The 21,604-nt window shown below is 63.5% G+C and carries 16 protein-coding genes and 1 tRNA gene; 2 read left to right on the forward strand and 15 right to left on the reverse strand.

Going from position 1 to position 21,604, the window contains the following annotated elements; translation table 11 throughout:
* Positions 1-22 precede the first annotated feature (22 nt).
* The 6 genes from tuf to rpoB form a co-directional block, all read right to left on the reverse strand.
* Positions 23-1,213: an elongation factor Tu gene (gene tuf / locus AC50YM_RS04495; RefSeq protein ID WP_310060638.1), complete on the reverse strand. Its 1,191-nt coding sequence runs from the start codon at positions 1,211-1,213 to the stop codon at positions 23-25.
* Positions 1,214-1,454: 241 nt separating this feature from the next.
* A complete protein-coding gene (fusA, locus tag AC50YM_RS04500) occupies positions 1,455-3,569 on the reverse strand; it encodes an elongation factor G (protein ID WP_494955772.1) in 2,115 nt (704 codons plus the stop codon).
* A gap of 69 nt (positions 3,570-3,638) precedes the next feature.
* Entirely contained in the window at positions 3,639-4,109 is a 471-nt protein-coding gene (gene rpsG, locus AC50YM_RS04505; RefSeq protein WP_011692813.1) for a 30S ribosomal protein S7, read from the reverse strand.
* A 1-nt stretch (position 4,110) separates the two neighbouring features.
* Complete coding sequence (gene rpsL / locus AC50YM_RS04510; RefSeq protein WP_011692814.1) at positions 4,111-4,485, reverse strand: 30S ribosomal protein S12; 375 nt, start codon at positions 4,483-4,485, stop codon at positions 4,111-4,113.
* 464 nt (positions 4,486-4,949) lie between these two features.
* Positions 4,950-8,849 (reverse strand): DNA-directed RNA polymerase subunit beta', encoded by a 3,900-nt coding sequence (locus tag AC50YM_RS04515; protein ID WP_494955773.1) that lies wholly within the window; start codon positions 8,847-8,849, stop codon positions 4,950-4,952.
* Between the two features lie 104 nt (positions 8,850-8,953).
* A complete protein-coding gene (gene rpoB / locus AC50YM_RS04520; protein ID WP_494955774.1) occupies positions 8,954-12,472 on the reverse strand; it encodes a DNA-directed RNA polymerase subunit beta in 3,519 nt (1,172 codons plus the stop codon).
* Positions 12,473-12,961: 489 nt separating this feature from the next.
* Here rpoB and AC50YM_RS04525 point away from each other — a divergent pair, with 489 nt between their 5' ends.
* The gene (locus tag AC50YM_RS04525) at positions 12,962-14,161 is read left to right on the forward strand and encodes an acetyl-CoA C-acetyltransferase (protein WP_494955775.1); all 1,200 of its coding nucleotides are present in this window, start codon (positions 12,962-12,964) and stop codon (positions 14,159-14,161) included.
* Positions 14,162-14,164: 3 nt separating this feature from the next.
* Positions 14,165-14,686 (forward strand): aminoacyl-tRNA deacylase, encoded by a 522-nt coding sequence (locus AC50YM_RS04530; RefSeq protein WP_494955776.1) that lies wholly within the window; start codon positions 14,165-14,167, stop codon positions 14,684-14,686.
* A gap of 230 nt (positions 14,687-14,916) precedes the next feature.
* On the opposite strand, the gene rplL is transcribed toward AC50YM_RS04530, so the two are convergent.
* The 9 genes from rplL to AC50YM_RS04575 all read right to left on the reverse strand — a co-directional run bounded on the left by rplL (position 14,917) and on the right by AC50YM_RS04575 (position 21,581).
* Positions 14,917-15,291 carry a 50S ribosomal protein L7/L12 gene (gene rplL / locus AC50YM_RS04535; protein WP_494955777.1) on the reverse strand — a complete coding sequence of 125 codons (375 nt, stop codon included), beginning with the start codon at positions 15,289-15,291 and terminating at the stop codon, positions 14,917-14,919.
* Positions 15,292-15,365: 74 nt separating this feature from the next.
* Positions 15,366-15,974: a 50S ribosomal protein L10 gene (gene rplJ / locus AC50YM_RS04540; protein ID WP_479810493.1), complete on the reverse strand. Its 609-nt coding sequence runs from the start codon at positions 15,972-15,974 to the stop codon at positions 15,366-15,368.
* A gap of 334 nt (positions 15,975-16,308) precedes the next feature.
* Entirely contained in the window at positions 16,309-17,418 is a 1,110-nt protein-coding gene (locus tag AC50YM_RS04545) for a GNAT family N-acetyltransferase (RefSeq protein ID WP_494955778.1), read from the reverse strand.
* 92 nt (positions 17,419-17,510) lie between these two features.
* Positions 17,511-18,626, reverse strand: a complete 1,116-nt coding sequence (locus AC50YM_RS04550) for a GNAT family N-acetyltransferase (protein WP_494955779.1) — start codon at positions 18,624-18,626, stop codon at positions 17,511-17,513.
* An 87-nt stretch (positions 18,627-18,713) separates the two neighbouring features.
* A complete protein-coding gene (rplA, locus tag AC50YM_RS04555; protein WP_494892911.1) occupies positions 18,714-19,421 on the reverse strand; it encodes a 50S ribosomal protein L1 in 708 nt (235 codons plus the stop codon).
* 140 nt (positions 19,422-19,561) lie between these two features.
* The gene (rplK, locus tag AC50YM_RS04560; RefSeq protein ID WP_024365990.1) at positions 19,562-19,993 is read right to left on the reverse strand and encodes a 50S ribosomal protein L11; all 432 of its coding nucleotides are present in this window, start codon (positions 19,991-19,993) and stop codon (positions 19,562-19,564) included.
* A 130-nt stretch (positions 19,994-20,123) separates the two neighbouring features.
* Positions 20,124-21,029, reverse strand: a complete 906-nt coding sequence (nusG, locus tag AC50YM_RS04565; RefSeq protein ID WP_494955780.1) for a transcription termination/antitermination protein NusG — start codon at positions 21,027-21,029, stop codon at positions 20,124-20,126.
* A gap of 116 nt (positions 21,030-21,145) precedes the next feature.
* Complete coding sequence (gene secE, locus AC50YM_RS04570) at positions 21,146-21,430, reverse strand: preprotein translocase subunit SecE (RefSeq protein ID WP_494955781.1); 285 nt, start codon at positions 21,428-21,430, stop codon at positions 21,146-21,148.
* A gap of 78 nt (positions 21,431-21,508) precedes the next feature.
* Positions 21,509-21,581 (reverse strand) — tRNA-Trp (locus tag AC50YM_RS04575).
* Between the last annotated feature and the right edge of the window lie 23 nt (positions 21,582-21,604).

The following is a 21,604-nucleotide window of genomic DNA, read 5'->3' on the forward strand; positions in this document are numbered from 1 at the left end:
TCTAACTCAGATCAACAAGTAATTACTTGAGGATCTTGGTAACGCGTCCTGAACCAACGGTGCGGCCGCCTTCGCGGATAGCGAAGCCGAGGCCCTCTTCCATGGCGATGGGCTGGATGAGCGCAACGGTCATCTCAGTGTTGTCGCCAGGCATAACCATTTCCGTGCCTTCCGGCAGGGTGATAACGCCGGTTACGTCCGTGGTGCGGAAGTAGAACTGCGGGCGGTAGTTGGAGTAGAACGGGTTGTGACGCCCGCCTTCGTCCTTGGAGAGGATGTAGACGTTAGCCTCGAAGTCGGTGTGCGGGGTGATGGAACCCGGCTTCACGACAACCTGGCCACGCTCGACGTCGTCGCGCTTCAGACCGCGGAGCAGGAGGCCACAGTTCTCGCCGGCCCATGCTTCGTCGAGCTGCTTGTGGAACATCTCGATACCGGTAACCGTGGTCTTCTGGATCGGGCGGATGCCGACGATCTCGACCTCGGAGTTGATGGCGAGGGTTCCACGCTCGGCGCGGCCCGTAACAACGGTGCCACGGCCGGTGATCGTGAAGACATCTTCGATCGGCATCAGGAACGGCTTGTCACGGTCACGTACGGGGTCCGGAACGGACTCGTCGACAGCTTCCATGAGGTCCTCGACGGACTTGACCCAAACCGGGTCGCCTTCGAGGGCCTTCAGACCGGAAACGCGGACAACAGGTGCGTTGTCGCCGTCGAAGCCCTGAGCCGAAAGCAGCTCGCGAACTTCCATTTCGACGAGGTCGAGAAGCTCTTCGTCATCGACCATGTCCGACTTGTTCAGCGCAACCAGCAGGTAGGGAACGCCAACCTGGCGGGCGAGCAGAACGTGCTCGCGGGTCTGAGCCATCGGGCCGTCAGTGGCGGCAACCACGAGGATTGCACCGTCCATCTGTGCAGCACCGGTGATCATGTTCTTGATGTAGTCAGCGTGACCCGGAGCGTCTACGTGTGCGTAGTGGCGCTTCTCGGTCTGGTACTCAACGTGGGAGATGTTGATGGTAATGCCGCGCTGACGCTCTTCGGGAGCAGAGTCAATAGACGCGAAGTCGCGCTGCTCGTTGAGTGTCGGGTACTTGTCGTACAGCACCTTGGAAATCGCGGCCGTCAACGTCGTCTTACCGTGGTCAACGTGACCAATGGTGCCGATGTTAACGTGCGGCTTAGTCCGCTCGAACTTTGCCTTTGCCACAGGTTCCTCCTAGAACGTTTTCAAATGACTTACCCTTCGACCGCGCTTGTCGCGACGAAACTTCAGTAAGTCTACTTGGGGGGCTTTGGATTGATGAAATTGCAGATTCAGGAACTAATACTAGTCCCACGAGCCTGTCGGTGCAGATGGCCGCCGGCCGGACCGGAACCGGCCATCTGCACCAGGCGAATTTCCGGAACCGGAAACGCACCCGAGTTTGTTGCTGCGAGAGCCGTGGAGACTACTCGCCGCGGTTCTTCTGGATGATCTCGTCGGCAAATGCCTTCGGGACCTCGGCGTAGCTGTGGAACGTCATGGAGTACACAGCGCGGCCCTGGGTCTTCGAGCGCAGGTCACCGATGTAGCCGAACATGCCGGACAACGGGACGTGCGCACGGATGACCTTGACACCCTGGGCATCTTCCATGGACTGCATCTGGCCACGGCGGGAGTTGAGGTCACCGATTACTTCACCCATGTATTCCTCAGGGGTGCGGACCTCGACATCCATCAGCGGTTCGAGCAGAACAGGGTCCGCCTTGCGGGCGGCTTCCTTGAAAGCCATCCGGCCGGCGATCTTGAACGCCATTTCCGAGGAGTCAACATCGTGGTACGCGCCGTCAATCAGCGTGGCCTTGATGCCGACAACCGGGTACCCGGCGAGGACGCCGTCGGTCAGCGCACTCTGGATACCAGCATCCACCGAGGGGATGTATTCGCGCGGAATACGTCCACCCGTGACCTTGTTCGAGAACTCGTACATCTCGCCATCGGACGTGTCCAGCGGCTCGATCGCGATCTGGATCTTTGCGAACTGGCCGGAACCACCGGTCTGCTTCTTGTGCGTGTAGTCGTGACGCTCTACAGCACGCTTGATGGTTTCGCGGTACGCAACCTGCGGCTTGCCGACATTTGCCTCGACCTTGAATTCGCGGCGCATGCGGTCCACCAGGATGTCCAGGTGGAGCTCGCCCATGCCGGCGATGATGGTCTGGCCGGTGTCCTCGTTGAGGGAGACCTGGAAGGTCGGGTCCTCAGCGGAGAGCTTCTGGATGGCTGTGGACAGCTTCTCCTGGTCGCCCTTGGTGTTCGGCTCGATCGCAACAGAGATCACGGGCTCCGGGAAGCTCATGGATTCGAGGACGATCTGGTTGCTGGAGTCGCACAGGGTGTCACCGGTGGTGGTGTCCTTCAGGCCGATCGCTGCGTAGATGTGGCCGGCGGTAGCGCCGTCAACCGGCATTTCCTTGTTGGCGTGCATCTGGAACAGCTTGCCGATGCGCTCCTTCTTGCCCTTGGTGGAGTTGACCACCTGGGAGCCTGCTTCCACGTGACCGGAGTACACGCGGATGAAGGTGAGCTGACCGAAGAACGGGTGCGTCGCAATCTTGAACGCCAGAGCCGAGAACGGCTCCTCGGAGGAAGGCTTGCGCGTCAGTTCCTTCTCTTCGTCGCGGGGATCGTGACCGATCATCGGCGGGACGTCGAGCGGGTTCGGCAGGTAATCGACAACGGCATCAAGCATCGGCTGGACGCCGCGGTTCTTGAACGCTGAGCCACAGAACACCGGGTAGAGCTCGGAGTTGATCGTCATCTTGCGGATGCCGGCCTTGAGCTCGTCTTCGGTGATCTCTTCACCTTCGAGGTACTTCTCCATGAGCTCTTCGGAGGACTCTGCAACGGTCTCAATGAGCGTTGCGCGGTACTCTTCGGCCTTTTCCTTGAGGTCAGCCGGGATCTCCTGGATCTCGTACTTGGCACCCATGGTGACGTCACCCTTGGAGTCGCCGGGCCAGACCAGTGCGCGCATGTAGAGCAGGTCGACGACGCCGACGAAATCGTTCTCGGCGCCGATCGGCAGCTGCATCACGAGCGGCTTGGCACCGAGGCGGCTGATGATGGTGTCGACGGTGAAGTAGAAGTCAGCGCCGAGCTTGTCCATCTTGTTGACGAAGCAGATGCGCGGGACGTTGTACTTGTCAGCCTGGCGCCAGACAGTCTCAGACTGCGGCTCCACGCCTTCCTTGCCATCGAACACGGCAACTGCACCGTCGAGGACGCGCAGGGAGCGCTCAACCTCCACCGTGAAGTCCACGTGGCCGGGGGTGTCAATGATGTTGATCTGGTTGTTTTCCCAGAAGCAGGTCACGGCGGCAGACGTGATGGTGATGCCGCGTTCCTTTTCCTGTTCCATCCAGTCAGTCGTCGAAGCGCCGTCGTGCGTTTCGCCGATCTTGTGGTTCACACCTGTGTAGAACAGAATGCGCTCGGTAGTAGTGGTCTTGCCGGCATCGATGTGGGCCATGATGCCGATATTGCGGACCTTGCTAAGGTCGGTAAGCACGTCCTGTGCCACGGTGTCTCCCTTTCGGATGGACTGCACGTTCGCCGCCGGCTCTGTTGAGCCAGCGGCGTCCGGGAAGTATTACCAGCGGTAGTGTGCGAAGGCCTTGTTGGACTCGGCCATCTTGTGGGTGTCTTCGCGACGCTTCACAGCGGCACCGAGACCGTTGGAGGCATCCAGAATTTCGTTCTGGAGGCGCTCGGTCATGGTCTTCTCGCGGCGGGCCTTGGAGTAGCCGACCAGCCAGCGCAGGGCGAGGGCAGTCGAGCGGCCCGGCTTGACCTCAACCGGAACCTGGTAGGTGGCGCCACCGACACGGCGGGAGCGGACCTCGAGGGAAGGCTTGACGTTCTCCATGGCCTTCTTGAGGGCTGCAACCGGGTCGCCGCCGGACTTGGCACGAGCACCTTCGAGGGCACCGTAAACGATGCGCTCTGCGGTGGACTTCTTGCCGTCAACGAGCACCTTGTTGATGAGCTGGGTGACCAGCGGGGAGCCGTAAACGGGATCTAGGACTAGCGGCCGCTTGGGGGCCGGACCCTTGCGAGGCATATTACTTCTTCTCCATCTTTGCGCCGTAGCGGCTACGAGCCTGCTTACGGTTCTTGACACCCTGGGTATCGAGGGCGCCACGGACGATCTTGTAACGGACACCCGGAAGGTCCTTCACGCGGCCGCCACGGACGAGCACAATGGAGTGCTCCTGCAGGTTGTGGCCTACACCGGGGATGTACGCGGTGACTTCAACGCCACCGTTGAGGCGCACACGGGCAACCTTACGGAGAGCCGAGTTCGGCTTCTTCGGGGTCGTCGTGTACACGCGGGTGCAGACACCGCGGCGCATGGGGCTGCCGTTAAGCGCGGGAGCCTTGGTCTTCTTGACCTTCGGCGTGCGGCCCTTTCGGACCAGCTGGTTAATCGTAGGCACTCTCGTGTTCTCCGTTTTATCCGGAGCGGCCGTTGGCGGCCGCTCTCTTGTCGCTGCGCCCCGCCGCTCGAGCCTTGAAGTTCTCTCCAGAGCAGCTGAAACGAAGCCTTAATAGTCGGGCCGCATGCCGGGTCCCACGGACTTTCGTCCCGGACTTCCCCTAGGCATGCGGAAATGTGGCATACGTTGCACAAGAACCCTGCAAACCGGAAACGTCGACCTGATTCAGCCTTTCAGCTGCAATCGGCGCACTCATCCACTGCCACAATAACAATTAGTCTCAAGTCTAACACGGTCAGGTCCCAGCCCTTAATCGGCGGGGATCCAGCACCGGGAAGGCCCGCCCGGACGACGGAGGAAAGCCCCGGACGCCCCGACCCTTAAACAGCAACGCGGGGTCACTACGAACCCAATCCGGGGTGCGGATTGGGCCGTAGGTGACCCCGCGTGGGTGTTAGGGCGGGTTAGCGGAAGTCGCTGCCCAGGTCGTAGTCATCCAGCGGGATGGCGTGGAACTCAGGAGCTCCGTCGCCGCCCAGGGAATCGTAGGAGAAGTCACTGAAGGCGCTGGGGCCGGTGAACAGGTTGGCCTTTGCTTCTTCAGTGGGCTCCACGGTGACCTCGGTGTAGCGCGGGAGACCCGTGCCGGCCGGGATCAGCTTACCGATGATGACGTTTTCCTTGAGGCCGAGCAGCGGATCGCTCTTGCCTTCCATGGCCGCCTGCGTCAGGACGCGGGTGGTTTCCTGGAAGGAAGCCGCGGACAGCCAGGACTCGGTGGCCAGGGACGCCTTCGTGATGCCCATGAGCTCGGGACGGCCGGAAGCCGGCGTCTTGCCCTCGGACACAACGCGGCGGTTGGCCTCCTCGAAGCGGCTGCGCTCGGCGAGCTCGCCGGGCAGCAGATCCGATTCGCCGGACTCGATGACCGTGACGCGGCGCAGCATCTGGCGGACAATAACCTCGACGTGCTTGTCGTGGATACCAATGCCCTGGCTGCGGTACACGCCCTGGACTTCGTCCACCAGGAACTTCTGCGCGGCACGGGGGCCCATGATGCGCAGAACCTGCTTGGGATCGACCGGTCCGTTGATGAGCTTCTGGCCGACGCTGACGTGCTCGCCGTCTTCGATCAGAAGACGTGAACGGCGCAGCACCGGGTAAGCGATCTCTTCAGATCCGTCATCCGGGGTGATGACCAGGCGCATCTGGCGCTCGGACTCTTCGATGGCGATGCGGCCGGCTGCTTCAGCAATCGGTGCGACACCCTTCGGAGTACGGGCTTCGAAGAGCTCCTGGATACGGGGCAGGCCCTGGGTGATGTCGTCGCCACCGCTGGAGGAAACAGCACCACCGGTGTGGAACGTACGCATGGTCAGCTGGGTGCCCGGCTCGCCGATGGACTGTGCGGCGATGATGCCCACAGCCTCACCGATGTCGACGGTCTTGCCCGTGGCCAGCGAACGGCCGTAGCACAGGGCGCAGGTGCCGACGCTGGACTCACAGGTGAGTACAGAGCGGACCTTGACCTCGGTGATGCCGGCTGCGAACAGTTCGGCAATGACCACGTCGCCGCAGTCGGTGCCGCCTGCTGCCAGGACCTTGCCCTTGGAGTCAACGACATCCACGGCCAGGGTGCGGGCGTACGCACTGTTCTCGACGTTCTCGTCCAGGACCAGCTCGCCGTTGGAGTCAGCGACGGCGATGGCGGTCATCAGGCCGCGCTCCGTGCCGCAGTCCTCTTCGCGGACGATGACATCCTGCGAGACGTCCACCAGGCGACGGGTCAGGTAACCCGAGTTGGCGGTACGCAGCGCGGTGTCAGCCAGACCCTTTCGGGCACCGTGCGTGGCAATGAAGTATTCCAGCACCGACAGGCCCTCGCGGTACGAGGACTTGATCGGACGCGGGATGATCTCACCCTTAGGGTTGGCCACCAGGCCACGGATACCCGCGATCTGGCGGACCTGCATCCAGTTACCACGTGCGCCGGAGGACACCATGCGGTTGATGGTGTTCATCGGGGACAGGTTGTCCCGCATCACCTGGGCGATTTCGTTGGTTGCCTTGTTCCAGATCTCGATCAGTTCCTGGCGACGCTCGTCGTCGTCGATCAGGCCCTTATCGTACTGGCCCTGGATCTTGGCGGCCATGGTCTCGTAACCGGCGAGGATCCGCGGCTTGTCCTTGGGCACCTCGATGTCGGAGATGGCGACGGTGACGCCGGACCGGGTGGCCCAGTAGAAACCGGCATCCTTCAGGTTGTCCAGCGTTGCCGCGGTGACGACCTTCGGGTAGCGCTCGGCGAGGTCGTTGACGATGGTGGACAGTTCGCCCTTGTCGGCAACGTTCTCAACCCACGGGTAGTCCGCGGGCAGGGTCTCGTTGAAGAGGACCTGGCCCAGGGAGGTCTGGACGAGCACGGTCTGACCCGGCTCGTAGCCTTCCGGAGCTTCCCAGCCGGCGTAAGGGATAAAGCCCTCGAGCCGGATCTTGACCTGGGAGTTCAGGTGCAGCTCGTGCAGGTCGAACGCCATGATGGCTTCCGCGACGGAGGAGAAGATCCGGCCCTCGCCAGCTGAACCGACACGCTTGGTGGTCAGGTGGTAGAGGCCGATGATCATATCCTGCGAAGGCAGCGTCACCGGGCGGCCGTCAGACGGCTTCAGGATGTTGTTCGAGGACAGCATCAGGATGCGGGCTTCAGCCTGGGCTTCGGGGCTCAGCGGCAGGTGCACTGCCATCTGGTCGCCGTCGAAGTCAGCGTTGAAGGCGCCACAAACCAACGGGTGAAGCTGGATGGCCTTGCCTTCCACCAGCTGCGGTTCGAACGCCTGGATGCCGAGACGGTGCAGGGTAGGTGCACGGTTCAGCAGCACGGGGTGCTCGGTGATGATCTCTTCGAGGACATCCCAGACCTGCGGGCGGTAGCGCTCAACCATCCGCTTGGCCGATTTGATGTTCTGGGCGTGGTTGAGGTCAACCAGGCGCTTCATCACGAACGGCTTGAAGAGCTCCAGCGCCATCTGCTTCGGCAGGCCACACTGGTGCAGCTTCAGCTGCGGACCGACGACGATCACGGAACGGCCGGAGTAGTCAACGCGCTTACCCAGGAGGTTCTGGCGGAAACGACCCTGCTTGCCCTTGAGCATGTCGCTCAGGGACTTCAGCGGACGGTTGCCCGGTCCGGTGACCGGACGGCCGCGGCGGCCGTTGTCGAAGAGGCTGTCAACAGCTTCCTGAAGCATGCGCTTCTCGTTGTTGACGATGATCTCCGGGGCACCGAGATCAAGCAGGCGCTTGAGTCGGTTGTTCCGGTTGATCACGCGGCGGTAGAGGTCGTTGAGGTCGGAGGTCGCGAAGCGGCCACCGTCCAGCTGGACCATCGGGCGCAGTTCCGGCGGGATCACCGGGACGGCGTCCAGCACCATGCCGAGCGGGCTGTTGCTGGTCGTCAGGAACGCGTTGACCACCTTGAGCCGCTTCAGGGCACGGGTCTTGCGCTGGCCCTTGCCGTTGGCGATGGTGTCGCGGAGCATGTCCGACTCGGCCTGCATGTCGAAGTTCTCAAGACGCTTCTTGATGGCTTCGGCACCCATGGAGCCTTCGAAGTACATGCCGTAACGGTCGCGCAGTTCGCGGTACAGGCCTTCGTCGCCTTCAAGGTCAGCGACCTTGAGGTTCTTGAAGCGGTCCCAGACCTGCTCGAGGCGCTCGATTTCAGCATCCGCGCGCTTGCGGACGTTAGCCATCTGGCGGTCAGCGGAGTCGCGGGCCTTCTTCTTGTCGGCAGCCTTGGCGCCTTCGCCCTCGAGACGGGCAATCTCGTTCTCGAGGTCGCGGGCGATCGTGGCGATGTCCGAGTCGCGGTTGTCGATCAGCTGCTTCTTCTCGATGTCGTGCTCAACCTGGAGGTTGGGCAGTTCTTCGTGGCGGCTGTCGGCGTCGACGCTCGTGATCATGTAGGCGGCGAAGTAGATGACCTTTTCGAGGTCCTTCGGTGCCAGGTCAAGGAGGTAGCCCAGACGGGACGGCACACCCTTGAAGTACCAGATGTGCGTGACCGGGGCGGCCAGCTCGATGTGGCCCATGCGCTCACGGCGGACCTTGGCGCGGGTGACTTCAACGCCACACCGCTCGCAGATGATGCCCTTGAAGCGCACGCGCTTGTACTTACCGCAGTAGCACTCCCAGTCGCGGGACGGGCCGAAGATCTTCTCGCAGAAGAGGCCGTCCTTCTCAGGCTTGAGCGTGCGGTAGTTGATGGTTTCCGGCTTCTTAACCTCGCCGTAAGACCAGCCCCGGATGTCATCCGCGGTGGCGAGGCCGATCTGCATGAGGCCGAAGGAGGATTCGCTGGACATATGGTCCCTGTTCTCTCTTGTTCTCTAAATTCTGAAGTCTTGGGTTACGGGAAGAGGGAGGGATGTACGACGGCGGGTGGTCACCCGCCGTCGTACATCACCTGCTAGACCTCTTCTACGGAACTGGGCTCTGCACGAGACAGATCGATGCCCAGTTCTTCCGCAGCCGTGAAGACTGCGTCATCAGAGTCACGCATTTCAATTGTGGTTCCGTCCGTGGAAAGAACTTCCACGTTCAGGCACAGCGACTGCATTTCCTTGATCAAGACCTTGAAGGACTCAGGAACGCCCGGCTCCGGGATGTTCTCGCCCTTGACGATGGCTTCGTAGACCTTCACACGACCGTGAATGTCATCGGACTTGATCGTGAGGAGCTCCTGGAGCGTGTATGCGGCGCCGTAAGCTTCGAGCGCCCACACTTCCATTTCACCGAAGCGCTGGCCACCGAACTGTGCCTTACCACCCAGCGGCTGCTGCGTGATCATGGAGTACGGGCCGGTGGAGCGCGCGTGGATCTTGTCGTCCACCAGGTGGTGGAGCTTCAGGATGTACATGTAGCCGACCGAGATCGGATCCGGGAACGGCTCGCCGGAGCGGCCGTCGAACAGACGGGTCTTGCCTGAGGAGTTGATCAGGCGGACGCCGTCGCGGGTGACGTTGGTGGAGTCGAGCAGGCCCGTGATTTCCTCTTCACGGGCGCCGTCGAAGACCGGCGTTGCAACAGTGGTCGAGCCACTCTCGCGCGGCAGGTTCGGCAGCTGCTTGGCCCACTCGGGCTCGCCTTCGATCTTCCAGCCGGTCTTGGCAACCCAGCCGAGGTGTGTTTCCAGCACCTGGCCGACGTTCATACGGCCCGGAACACCCAGCGGGTTCAGGACGATATCAACGGGGGTACCGTCGGCAAGGAAGGGCATGTCCTCGATCGGGAGGATCTTGGAGATAACACCCTTGTTGCCGTGACGGCCGGCGAGCTTGTCACCGTCGGTGATCTTGCGCTTGGCAGCCACGTAGACGCGGACCAGCTGGTTGACGCCCGGGGGCAGCTCATCGTCGTTGTCGCGGTCGAAGACGCGGACACCGATCACGGTGCCGGACTCGCCGTGCGGAACCTTCAGGGAGGTGTCACGCACTTCGCGGGACTTCTCTCCGAAGATGGCGCGCAGCAGGCGCTCTTCCGGGGTCAGCTCGGTCTCGCCCTTGGGCGTGACCTTTCCGACCAGGATGTCGCCGGCTTCGACCTCGGCGCCGATGTGGATGATGCCACGCTCGTCCAGGCCGGCCAGGACTTCCTCGGACACGTTCGGGATGTCACGGGTGATTTCCTCGGCACCAAGCTTGGTGTCGCGGGCATCGATCTCGTGCTCCTCGATGTGGATGGAGGACAGCACGTCCTCCGCCACGATCCGCTGGGACAGGATGATGGCATCCTCGAAGTTGTGGCCTTCCCATGACATGAACGCCACGAGCAGGTTCTTTCCGAGGGCCAGTTCGCCCTGGTCCGTTGCCGGGCCGTCAGCGATGATGCCGCCGACCTCCAGGCGCTGGCCTTCGCTCACCAGAACGCGGTTGTTGTAGCAGTTGCCCTGGTTGGAGCGGGCGAACTTGTTGATCCGGTAGTTGGTTTCCGTACCGTCGTCGTTGAGCATGATGACCAGCTCAGCGGAGACCTCGGTAACCACACCGGCCTTCTTCGCGATGGTGACGTCACCGGCGTCGACTGCAGCGGCGCGCTCCATGCCGGTGCCGACGAACGGCGCCTCGGAACGGACCAGCGGCACGGCCTGGCGCTGCATGTTGGCACCCATGAGTGCGCGGTTTGCATCGTCATGCTCGAGGAATGGGATCAGGGCGGTAGCCACCGACACCATCTGGCGCGGGGAAACGTCCATGAACTCGACCTCGCCGGCGGGGACCAGCACGGGCTCGCCTCCACCACCACGGGCACGGACGAGGACGGTCTCTTCGGCGAACTTCTTGTTCTCGTCGAGCGGGGCGTTGGCCTGGGCAATCAGGACCTCAGCCTCGTCGTCGGCCGTGAGGTACTCGACCTCGTCGGAGACGACACCCTCGGACACAAGCCGGTACGGGGTCTCGATGAAGCCGAACGGGTTTATCCGTCCGTAGGAGGCCAGCGAACCGATCAGGCCAATGTTCGGGCCTTCAGGAGTTTCGATCGGGCACATACGTCCGTAGTGCGACGGGTGAACGTCTCGGACTTCCATGCCTGCACGGTCACGGGACAGACCACCCGGGCCAAGGGCCGACAGGCGGCGCTTGTGGGTCAGACCCGACAGCGGGTTGTTCTGGTCCATGAACTGGGACAGCTGGGAGGTTCCGAAGAACTCCTTGATGGCTGCCACAACGGGGCGGATGTTGATCAGCGTCTGCGGCGTGATGGCCTCGACGTCCTGGGTCGTCATCCGCTCGCGGACGACGCGCTCCATCCGGGACAGGCCGGTGCGGACCTGGTTCTCGATGAGCTCGCCGACGGCGCGGATGCGGCGGTTGCCGAAGTGGTCGATGTCATCGATCTCAACGCGCAGCTCGTGGTCCTGGCCGTCGCGCTTGCCCGTGAGGGTCTTCTCACCGGCGTGCAGGGCAACAAGGAACTTGATCATGGCGACGATGTCTTCAACGTGCAGGACAGACGCTTCCTTGTCACCAAGGGAGCGGTCGATGCCGAGCTTGCGGTTGATCTTGTAACGGCCGACCTTGGCCAGATCGTAGCGCTTGGAGTTGAAGTACAGGTTGTCCAGCAGGGACTGGGCAGCCTCGACCGTGGGCGGCTCGCCCGGTCGCAGCTTCCGGTAGATGTCCAGCAAGGCATCCTCGCGGGTTTCGGTGGCGTCCTTCTCCAGCGTTGCGCGCATGGAGTCGTACTGGCCGAACTCTTCGAGGATCTGGCCTTCGGTCCAGCCGAGGGCCTTCAGCAGCACCGTGACGGACTGCTTGCGCTTGCGGTCGAGGCGAACGCCGACCTGGTCGCGCTTGTCGATTTCGAGTTCGAACCAGGCGCCGCGGGACGGGATGATCTTCGCGGTGAAGATGTCCTTGTCGCTGGTCTTGTCGGCGGTGCGCTCAAAGTAGGCGCCCGGGGAGCGGACCAGCTGCGAGACGACGACACGCTCGGTGCCGTTGACGACGAAGGTGCCCTTCTCGGTCATCAGCGGGAAGTCACCCATGAACACGGTCTGCTGCTTGATTTCGCCCGTGTTGTTGTTCATGAATTCGGCCTTGACGTACAGCGGAGCCGAGTATGTTGCGTCCCGGTCCTTGCACTCGGCCATGGTGTACTTCGGATCAGCGAACTCCGGCTCGGAGAAACTCAGGGACATGGTGCCCTGGAAATCCTCGATCGGGGAGATCTCTTCAAAGATGTCGGACAGACCCGAGGAGGTGGCGACGCTGAGGTCGCCTTCTTCGACGGCCTTGGCGACGCGTGCCTGCCAGCGTTCGTTGCCGACCAGCCAGTCAAAGCTGTCGGTTTGCAGGGCAAGCAGATTCGGAACGTCAAGCGGTTCGTGAATCTTTGCGAATGAGAGCCGGCGGGTTGCACCGTCGGTACTGTCGGCATTGATAGCGGTTGCAGCGTTGTTTACATTAGAGGTGCTCGAGGCGACCAAGAGGGATCCTTCCACAGACCTTCAGGCGTTTTCAGATCTCCCCCGCTATGTACCCTGCAGAGTGACTCCGCAGTGCTACCAGTCCGGTTCCGCTATATGACCCGGGGCCCGGGCTGCCCACGCTGGTGCCGTGGTTGACGGCACATTGATGGCGCAGCTGCCAGGCTAAGCCCACCGCTATATGAAGGCTGAAGGTAAACAGGGAAGACGCAAATATCTACGATACGGCAAAGCAACCTACTTGTCTACCCCACTTCGCCCGGGAATGCAAGCACCGGCCCCGGCGTCCCCCGCAGGGTCTGCCGCATTCTTCACTGCGTGGCCTGCTGCCCGCCGCCGGGCGGCCGTCGGAGGGGCGGCCCCGGTCCGCAGGACGGCCGCCGTCGGCCGCAGGCCAGCCGCTGCCAGCCGCCGCCGGCAGTCAAATGGCCCCGTGACGGGGGTCACGATAACCTTGCTGTATATCGACACAGATCGGAAGAGATAACCATGAGCAACTCTGCAGACGACAATGATGTTGTCATCCTCGCCGCCGCCCGCACACCCCAGGGGCGCCTCAACGGGCAGCTCGCCGGCTTCACCGCCGTCGAGCTCGGCGCCCACGCCATCCGGGCGGCACTGGCCGCCAGCGGGGTAAAAGCCGAGCAGGTGGACTCGGTGATCATGGGCCAGGTGCTGCAGGCCGGGGCCGGCCAGAACCCGGCCCGCCAGAGCGCCATCGGCGCCGGCATCGGCTGGAACGTGCCCACGGTGACCATCAACAAGGTCTGCCTCTCAGGTCTGACAGCGGTGATCGACGCGGCCCGGATGATCCGGGCCGGCGACGCGACCGTCGTCGTCGCCGGCGGGCAGGAGTCCATGTCTCGCGCGCCGCACATCCTCCCCGGATCCCGGCAGGGCTGGACCTACGGAACCGTGCAGGCGCTCGACGTCGCGGCCCACGACGGGCTGACGGACGCCTTCGACGGGCATTCGATGGGCCTGTCAACCGAGACCAGGAACCTCACCCTGGGGATTGACCGCACTTCCCAGGACGAGGTAGCGGCGGCATCCCACCAGCGCGCGGCCCGTGCCGCCAAGGACGGGGTGTTCGACGGCGAAATTGCCCCGATCAGCGTCAAGCAGCGCAAGGGCGACCCGCTGGTCCTGACCGCTGATGAAGGCATCCGGCCCGACACCACGGCCTCCTCGCTGGCCGGGCTGCGGGCAGCCTTTGTCACCGACGGCACCATCACCGCCGGCAACTCCTCGCCCCTGTCCGACGGCGCCTCCGCCCTCGTGCTGACCTCGCGGAAATTCGCCCGGGACAACGGCCTCGAGTACCTCGCCGTCGTCGGAAAGCCCGGGCAGGTAGCTGGTCCGGACAACTCGCTGCACTCCCAGCCCTCCAACGCGATCAAGAGCGCCCTGCACAAGGCCGGCTGGTCCGCTGCCGACCTGGACTTCATCGAGATCAACGAGGCCTTTGGCTCCGTGGCCGTGCAGTCGCTCAAGGACCTCGACTATCCGCTGGAGAAGTGCAATATCCACGGCGGCGCGATCGCCATGGGCCACCCGATTGGCGCTTCCGGCGCCAGGCTTGCCCTGCATGCGGCGCACGAGCTGAAGCGGCGCGGGTCCGGCAAGGCCGCGGTGTCCCTGTGCGGCGGCGGCGGCCAGGGCGAAGCGCTGCTGCTGTACCGCGACTGAGCCATGACAGACGGCGCAGCGCCGGACTCCGGCGCTGAATCCGTGGCGGCTGGTGACGGCGCCGGGCGGGAGCGGTTCCTGGCCGATGCCGCCGCCCGCGGGCTCAGTGTCCAGCTTGTGGAGCGCCGGGCCGCCGGCAGCCTGGCGGAGGCGGCCCAGATCCTCGGCATCCAGCCCGGGGACATCGTGAAGTCGCTGGTGGTCAAGCACAAGGACGGCAGTTTCCTGTTCGCGCTGATCCCCGGCGACCGGCAGATTTCCTGGCCCAAGCTCCGCGCCCTGCTCGGGGTCAACAAGCTCTCGCTCCCGACGGCGGACGCTGCCCTGGACGCCACCGGCTACGAGCGGGGCACCATCACCCCGCTCGGCAGCACGGTGGCCTGGCCGGTGTATGCGGACCGGACCATCACCGGCCGCAGAATTTCGCTCGGCGCCGGGGAACACGGCTACAGCGCCTTCGTGGACGCCGACGCCCTGACCGCCGCCCTCGGCGCCGTCGTCGCGGACATCTCCGAACCCAACTGACCCGCACCCGCCTGACTCCCACGGAGCTATGTAACTAGCGCAGCCGGGTTAACAAGAACCAACGCGGGGTCACTTACGGCCCATCCCGACCGGCGGGATGGGCCGTAAGTGACCCCGCGTTGCTGTGAGGCTTCCGCCCGGAACGCAGGAAACCCCGCCCACCGGAGTGGACGGGGTTTCCCGGAGCGGAACGGAAACGCGAGGTTCCCGGCCAGTTCTGAAGCGGCGAGTTACTTGAGGGTAACGCGTGCGCCGGCTTCTTCGAGCTGAGCAATAGCCTTCTCGGCAGCTTCCTTGGTGACGCCTTCGAGGATGGCCTTCGGAGCGCTGTCAACAACGTCCTTGGCTTCCTTGAGGCCCAGGGAAGTGATGGCGCGAACTTCCTTGATCACTGCAATCTTCTTGTCGCCCGGGTGCTCCAGGATGACGTCGAATGCGGTCTGCTCTTCTTCTTCAGCGGCGCCGCCGGCAGCGGGGCCAGCAACTGCAACAGCAGCAGCCGTAACTTCGAAGGTCTCTTCGAAGAGCTTGACGAACTCAGAGAGCTCGATGATGGTCAGTTCCTTGAAAGCTGCAATGAGCTCTTCGTTGGTGAGCTTCGCCATGGTGTGGCGTCCTTCCTATTGTGGTGCTCGGGCGGCCGGAGCCGTGCCTTCGCACCGGAGTCTGGTTTAGAGAGTTAGTTCTCTTCGGGGGCTGCGGCGTCGGCGGGAGCCTCGGCTGCGGCGTCAGCCGGAGCTTCAGCTGCTGCATCGGCCGGGGCTTCTTCAGCGGCGGGCGCTTCGGCTTCAGCCGGTGCGCCGTTCTCTTCTTCAAGCTTGAGGCGCAGTGCGTCGATGATGCGTACAGCGGCGGCAGCAGGAGCCTTGAGGATGCCTGCAACCTTGGCGAGCTGCAGCTCGCGGGACTCGAGTGCTGCCAGGGCAGCAACTTCGCTGGCGTTCAGTGCCTTGCCCTCGAAGTAACCGGTCTTGATAACCAGCTGCTTGTTGGTCTTGGCAAAATCCGTCAGGCTCTTGGCAGCTGCAACTGCGTCACCCTTGATGAACGCGATTGCAGTGGGGCCGGCGAGCTGACCGTCGAATGCTTCGACACCAGCTTCCTTGGCTGCAATGGCGGTCAGGGTGTTCTTGACGACCGAGAACTTGGTGTCCTGGCCGAGAGAGACACGCAGCTGCTTGAGCTGTGCAACGGTGAGCCCGCGGTATTCGGTCAGGACAGCGGCGTTCGATTCCTTGAAATCGTTAGTGATCTCAGCTACTGCTGAAACCTTGCTAGGCGTTGCCATAACCCTCCTTCCGGGGATAGTGCCGGTGTTTCCCGGTCCCCGCTCAAAAGAGCTAAAAACTAAAAACGCCCCGCGCAGATGCACGGGGCTTGTCTCGACGCAGTCCATGACTGCGGAGCTTTGCTTCGTTCACCTGCGCCGGCCGCCCTATGTTCAGGGTCCTTCGTCTGGAGATCCACTGGCTCTCCCGGCGCGACTGCAGAAGTGAGTCTTGCTTGGGAGAGTGGATTTCCAACAACCGACGGTCTTTGGTCCCCCCAGCTTACGCGAGAGGAGGCGCGCGCTCCAAATCGGGCCCGGTCTGCTGTTGCTGGCTGCTGGCCCGGGGGGCTGTTCAGCTGTTGCTGGGGCCGAAGTTGGGCAGTTCCTTTTGCCAGATGCCCGTCACGCCTGCGGTGGTGAAGCCCAGCTGCCGGTTGACGGTGAGCAGGTACCGGTTTTCCGGGGCGTTCCAGGTGTAGAGGACCCGGGCATCCGGGAACTGCTCCGAGAGCCGCTCCATGTTCGAGACCTTGATCAGCAGGCCCAGCTTGTTGCCGCGGTGCTCCCGCAGGACCACGGTGTCGTCCTGGAACACGACGTCGGGGCGCAGCGCGAGGACGCTGATGGTGGTCAGCCCCACGAGCTCGCCGCTGGCGAGGTGCTCGACGGCGGTGACCACCGTCCGGCGTCCCTGCGCAATGGCGACGTCTTCGGCCTCGCGGAGGATGCCGGCGTCGAACACCATGCCCCCGTCGTCCACGCCGGGCACGCCGTCCTCGCCCGCGCTGTTTTCCAGCGCGGCGACGGCTTCGAGCCACTGCTCCGGGCACCGGTCCGTCCAGTGGTGCAGCCGGTACCGGCCGGCGTTGGCCTCCTCGGCCTCGGTTTCCAGCTCCTCGACGAGCACAGTGTCGAGCGGCAGCCGGCAGGCGCTGAATTGTTCGATGTGTTGCAGGGTGTAGCCGCTTTGCCGGGCGAACTCCACGTCCCGGCTGTTCATCGGGACGAACCCCAGGCCTGTCCCTGGGATCAGCTGGCCCGCGTCGCTGTCCCCCAGCGAGGCGCTCGGGTGGTTCGTGTCAATCAGGATCGTGTGGCGGCCCTCGTCGCGGGCGAAGTGCTCCGCGGCTTCCAGCAGTTGCCGGCCTACGCCCTGGCCCTGGAACTCCGGCAGGATGTCGAGGGCAAATTCGGCCAAATCGAGGTTGTCCGAGAGCGGCAGGGCAATGTCGACGCTCCCAACGATCTGACCTCCAACTTTGGCCACGAGGATGACCTGGCGTTCGTACGGGTCGGAAAATTCCAGCAGCTTTTCGCGGGGCGCGTAGGCGAGATCGTCGGTTCCCCAGGTCTGCATCCGAACTTTGCGGCCCACTTCGACGGCGGCGATGAAGTCGGCCGCGTCCTGCCCGTCCAAAGAATCGGGAATCCACAACTGTTCAATCCGTACGTCGTTTGCCATCCCGGGCATCTTCCCCAGCCAATCTGCCATCCACGGGTACCGGAAACCCGGCAGCCGCCAGACTTTCCATCGCCAGCATATGCCGGTTTGGGTTACCGTTCCATCGGTGCCCCGGTAACCACCCGCTGCCATTCACCGTCATAGCCGGCGGGGCGGAAGCCGAGGGCGACGTTGATGGCGAGCATGTGGTCGTTTTCGGCGGCGTTGAAGGTGATCACACGTTCCACTGCCGGGTACTCCGCCAGCACGCGGCGGAGGTTGACGATCTTCACGAGCATGCCCAGCCGGTGCCCGCGGTGGCCGGCGGCTACGAGGGTGTCGTCCTGGTCGGCGAGCCACGGTTTCGCCTCCGTGAGCTGCAGCGCGGAGTAGGCGGCCAGTTCCCCGCTGTTCCGGTGCCCGGCGGCTGCCACGAGCGGGACCAGTCCGGCCCGCCTCCATTTGTCCTCAATGTGCCGGACCCGTGCCACGTCCCACCGCTCGGCGTCGACGCTCAATGCTCCGGTTGGGGCATCCGTGCTCATCCGGGACATCAGGACCGCGAATTGCTCCGCGTGCTCATCGGGGCAGCGGCCGGTCCAGGACAGCAACTCGTACTCTTCTCCCGCACTGGCCACGGCCTGCCGCTCCAGGGCATCCCACGATGCGGCATGAACCGGGACGTCCAGGGCGCTGAAGCGCGAGACCTGCTCCAGCCGGTACCCGGCCTTCAGCGCAAAGCGGACACCCCGCGCGCCAGCGGGAACCGCTCCCGTTCCGGTGGCCGGCCTCACGGTGGTGTCCCGGTCTTCCGGGTCGAAGCCGGCGGGATGCTCCGTGTAGCTCTGCAGGATGGCGCGGCCCGACGCGGCCGCCAGCGCTTCCGCATGGCGCAGCAGGGCCTGTCCAATCCCCCGGCCGCTGTACTCCTCCAGCACATCGACGTGGACCATCGCGCTGCGGAGGTTCTCCAGGACCTCACAGCGGACCCACGACCGGGCAGCCATCCGCCCGTCCTGACGCACGAAGAAGAGCCGGACCTGACGGTAGTCGTTGTCCCGCCAAAACTGCAGCCGGGCCGCGGGCGGCGTTGCCCGGTCGAGGTTGCCCCAGGTCTGGAGCGTCAGGGCATCGCACAATTCCCCGACGCCCAGGAACTCGGCGGCGTCCGGGGAGTCGAGGGCGTCCGGTACCAGGAGGCGTTCAATGCGGTAGGTCGCGGCTGTCACGGGGACAGCCTAACCGGACCCGGGAATGCGGAAAAGACCGCCCCGCGGAAGCGGGACGGTCTTTCCATGCTGTCTGACTGCTGAGGATTAGACCTCGGTCAGGACCTTGGTGACGTTCGGGTCAACCGGGACGCCCGGGCCAAAGGTGGTGGCGACGGTGGCCTTCTGGATGTAGCGTCCCTTGGAAGCGGACGGCTTGAGGCGCAGGACCTCTTCCAGAGCGGCGGCGTAGTTCTCGGCCAGCTTCAGGGCGTCGAAGGACACCTTGCCGATGATGAAGTGCAGGTTCGAGTGCTTGTCGACGCGGAAGTCGATCTTGCCGCCCTTGATGTCGTTGACGGCCTTGGCGACGTCAGCGGTCACGGTGCCGGTCTTCGGGTTCGGCATCAGGTTACGCGGACCCAGAACCTTACCGAGGCGGCCAACCTTGCCCATGAGGTCAGGGGTGGCGACGGCGGCGTCGAAGTCGGTCCAGCCGGCTGCGATCTTTTCGATCAGGTCATCGGAACCAACGAAGTCGGCGCCGGCAGCGATTGCTGCCTCAGCCTTGTCGCCCGTTGCGAAAACGAGGACGCGGGAGACCTTACCGGTGCCGTGCGGCAGGATAACGGTGCCGCGGACCATCTGGTCAGCCTTGCGCGGGTCTACACCCAGGCGGAATGCAACCTCAACGGTGGCGTCGAACTTGGACGGGTTGGTGTCCTTGGCCAGCGTCACTGCCTCGAACGGCGCGTAGAACTTCTCCGCGTCGATCTTGGCTGCGGCTGCCTCATATGCTTTGCTGCGCTTTGCCATGCTGCTTATTCTCCTTGTGCAGTTGTGGTCTGCGGACCGCGCTGGGCCCTGCCACAGTCGGGATTCCGAACGGTTGGTCCGTACCGGATTTCCGACATTTCAATGTTTAGGTGGTGCCGGTTGCCCGGCGGGGAAGGCTATTAGCCTTCGACGGTGATACCCATGGAACGGGCGGTGCCGGCGATGATCTTCGCGGCGCCTTCCAGGCTGGTGGCGTTGAGGTCTTCCATCTTGGTGGTGGCGATCTCGTTGACCTGGGCCTGGGTCAGCTTTGCAACCTTGACGGTGTGCGGGGTCGGGGAACCCTTGGCAACGCCTGCAGCCTTTTTGATGAGCTCTGCAGCCGGCGGGGTCTTGGTGATGAACGTGAATGACCGGTCCTCGTAGACCGTGATTTCAACAGGAATAACGTTGCCGCGCTGGGCTTCCGTCGCAGCGTTGTACGCCTTGCAGAATTCCATGATGTTGACACCGTGCTGGCCAAGCGCAGGACCGATCGGCGGGGCCGGGTTAGCGGCACCTGCCTGGATCTGCAGCTTGATGAGGCCGGTGACCTTCTTCTTGGGAGCCAATGTAGGGTCCTTCTCTCAATTACGTCCTGGGACACAGGAGCGTGCCTCAGGTTGGTGGCCGCCATGGCGAGGCGGCCGGCCGCCCCTGACTGCTAAAGCGGGCAGTTCGGGGCGAATTCTGTGGGGAAAACTAGATCTTGCTGACCTGGTTGAATGACAGCGTGACCGGGGTCTCGCGCTCGAAGATGGAGACCAGCACCACGAGGGTCTGGGAGTCCACCTTGATTTCGGAGATCGTGGCCGGAAGCGTCTCGAAGGGGCCTTCCTTGACGATGACCGACTCGCCGACCTCGAAGTCGATGTCGATCTGCGCGGCAGCGTGCTTGATCGGCTTGCCCTTCTCGGCCTGCTCTTCTTCGAAGACCGGGGCGAGCATGGAGAAGACCTCATCGAGGCGCAGCGGGACCGGGTTGTGGGCGTTGCCCACGAAGCCGGTGACGCCGGGGGTGTGGCGGACGGCGCCCCAGGAGGCATCCGTCAGGTCCATGCGGACCAGGACGTAACCGGGGATCCGGACGCGGTTGACGACCTTGCGCTGAGCGTTCTTGATCTCAACGACTTCCTCCATCGGGACCTGGATTTCGAAGATGTAATCTTCCATGTCCAGGGTCTGGATGCGGGTTTCGAGGTTGGCCTTGACGCGGTTTTCGTAACCGGCGTAGGAGTGGATGACGTACCAGTCACCTTCCTGGCGGCGCAGCTTGGCTTTGAACTCATCGGCCGGATCAACCTCGGCGGCGGCGGCGGCAGCGGCCAGCGCGTCGCCGGACTCACCGTCAGTATCTTCGTCGCCGGCCTCGGCTGCTTCGCCGGCCTCTGCGGTTTCGTCGGCCTCTGCCGTTTCGTCGTCGTCGGTGTCCGCCTCGGCGGACTCGTCAGCGGTGGCTTCCCCGGCTTCCGCCGTGTCAGCGGTCTCGTCGGCGACGTCAGATTCGGGCGCAGCAGACACAGCCTCGGACTCTTCCCCGGCTTCCACCGCGGCGTCCTGGCTCTTATCCAGCTCAGTCTCAGTTACCTCGAGCTCCTGCTCAGACACTTGGTCTCCTGCTTCCTCATTGCCTAACATGCCTATTTAAATGACTCAATTCCGCACACCCCGCAGAACCTCCGGTATCCCGGTGGTAATCCACGCAGTCTGCGGACCGGTCGGATCTAGCTGTCTCCGCTGCCCGCGCCGCCGAATACCCAGCCCACTCCGGTCCCGAAGGCCAGATCCAGCAGGGTGACGAGGAGCATCATGATGATCACGAACACCAGCACCACGAGCGTGTAGTTGATCAATTCCTTGCGCGTCGGTGCAACGACTTTCTTCAGTTCGCCGATGACCTGGCGGACGAAGAGTGCAAGTCGAGCGAAGAGGCCTGCCTTGGGGGCATTCTTGGCGGGGCGGCCACTGGAGCTGCTTGCAGCTGTTTCGGTCACCTGGTCCTCACTCATCCTCGCAAAGTCGGATACCCGGCTCTGAACTGAACCATGGTTGCTGCGCTTGTTCCAGGGAAACCGGAACAGCTTGCGCAGGGCAGACAGGACTCGAACCTGCAACCTGCGGTTTTGGAGACCGCTGCGCTACCAATTGCGCCACTACCCTATGGATCGAAACCTGTTCCGGCC

The organism is Pseudarthrobacter sp. RHLT1-30-1, assembly GCF_059383415.1.

Coding starts and splice junctions, on each gene's coding strand:
- rplA (WP_494892911.1), bottom strand. CDS start 19,421: ATGGCAAAGCGCAGCAAAGCATATGAGGCAGCCGCAGCCAAGATCGAC.
- AC50YM_RS04530 (WP_494955776.1), top strand. CDS start 14,165: ATGACAGACGGCGCAGCGCCGGACTCCGGCGCTGAATCCGTGGCGGCT.
- rpsG (WP_011692813.1), bottom strand. CDS start 4,109: ATGCCTCGCAAGGGTCCGGCCCCCAAGCGGCCGCTAGTCCTAGATCCC.
- AC50YM_RS04545 (WP_494955778.1), bottom strand. CDS start 17,418: ATGGCAAACGACGTACGGATTGAACAGTTGTGGATTCCCGATTCTTTG.
- AC50YM_RS04525 (WP_494955775.1), top strand. CDS start 12,962: ATGAGCAACTCTGCAGACGACAATGATGTTGTCATCCTCGCCGCCGCC.
- rplJ (WP_479810493.1), bottom strand. CDS start 15,974: ATGGCAACGCCTAGCAAGGTTTCAGCAGTAGCTGAGATCACTAACGAT.
- rplL (WP_494955777.1), bottom strand. CDS start 15,291: ATGGCGAAGCTCACCAACGAAGAGCTCATTGCAGCTTTCAAGGAACTG.
- AC50YM_RS04515 (WP_494955773.1), bottom strand. CDS start 8,849: ATGTCCAGCGAATCCTCCTTCGGCCTCATGCAGATCGGCCTCGCCACC.
- secE (WP_494955781.1), bottom strand. CDS start 21,430: ATGAGTGAGGACCAGGTGACCGAAACAGCTGCAAGCAGCTCCAGTGGC.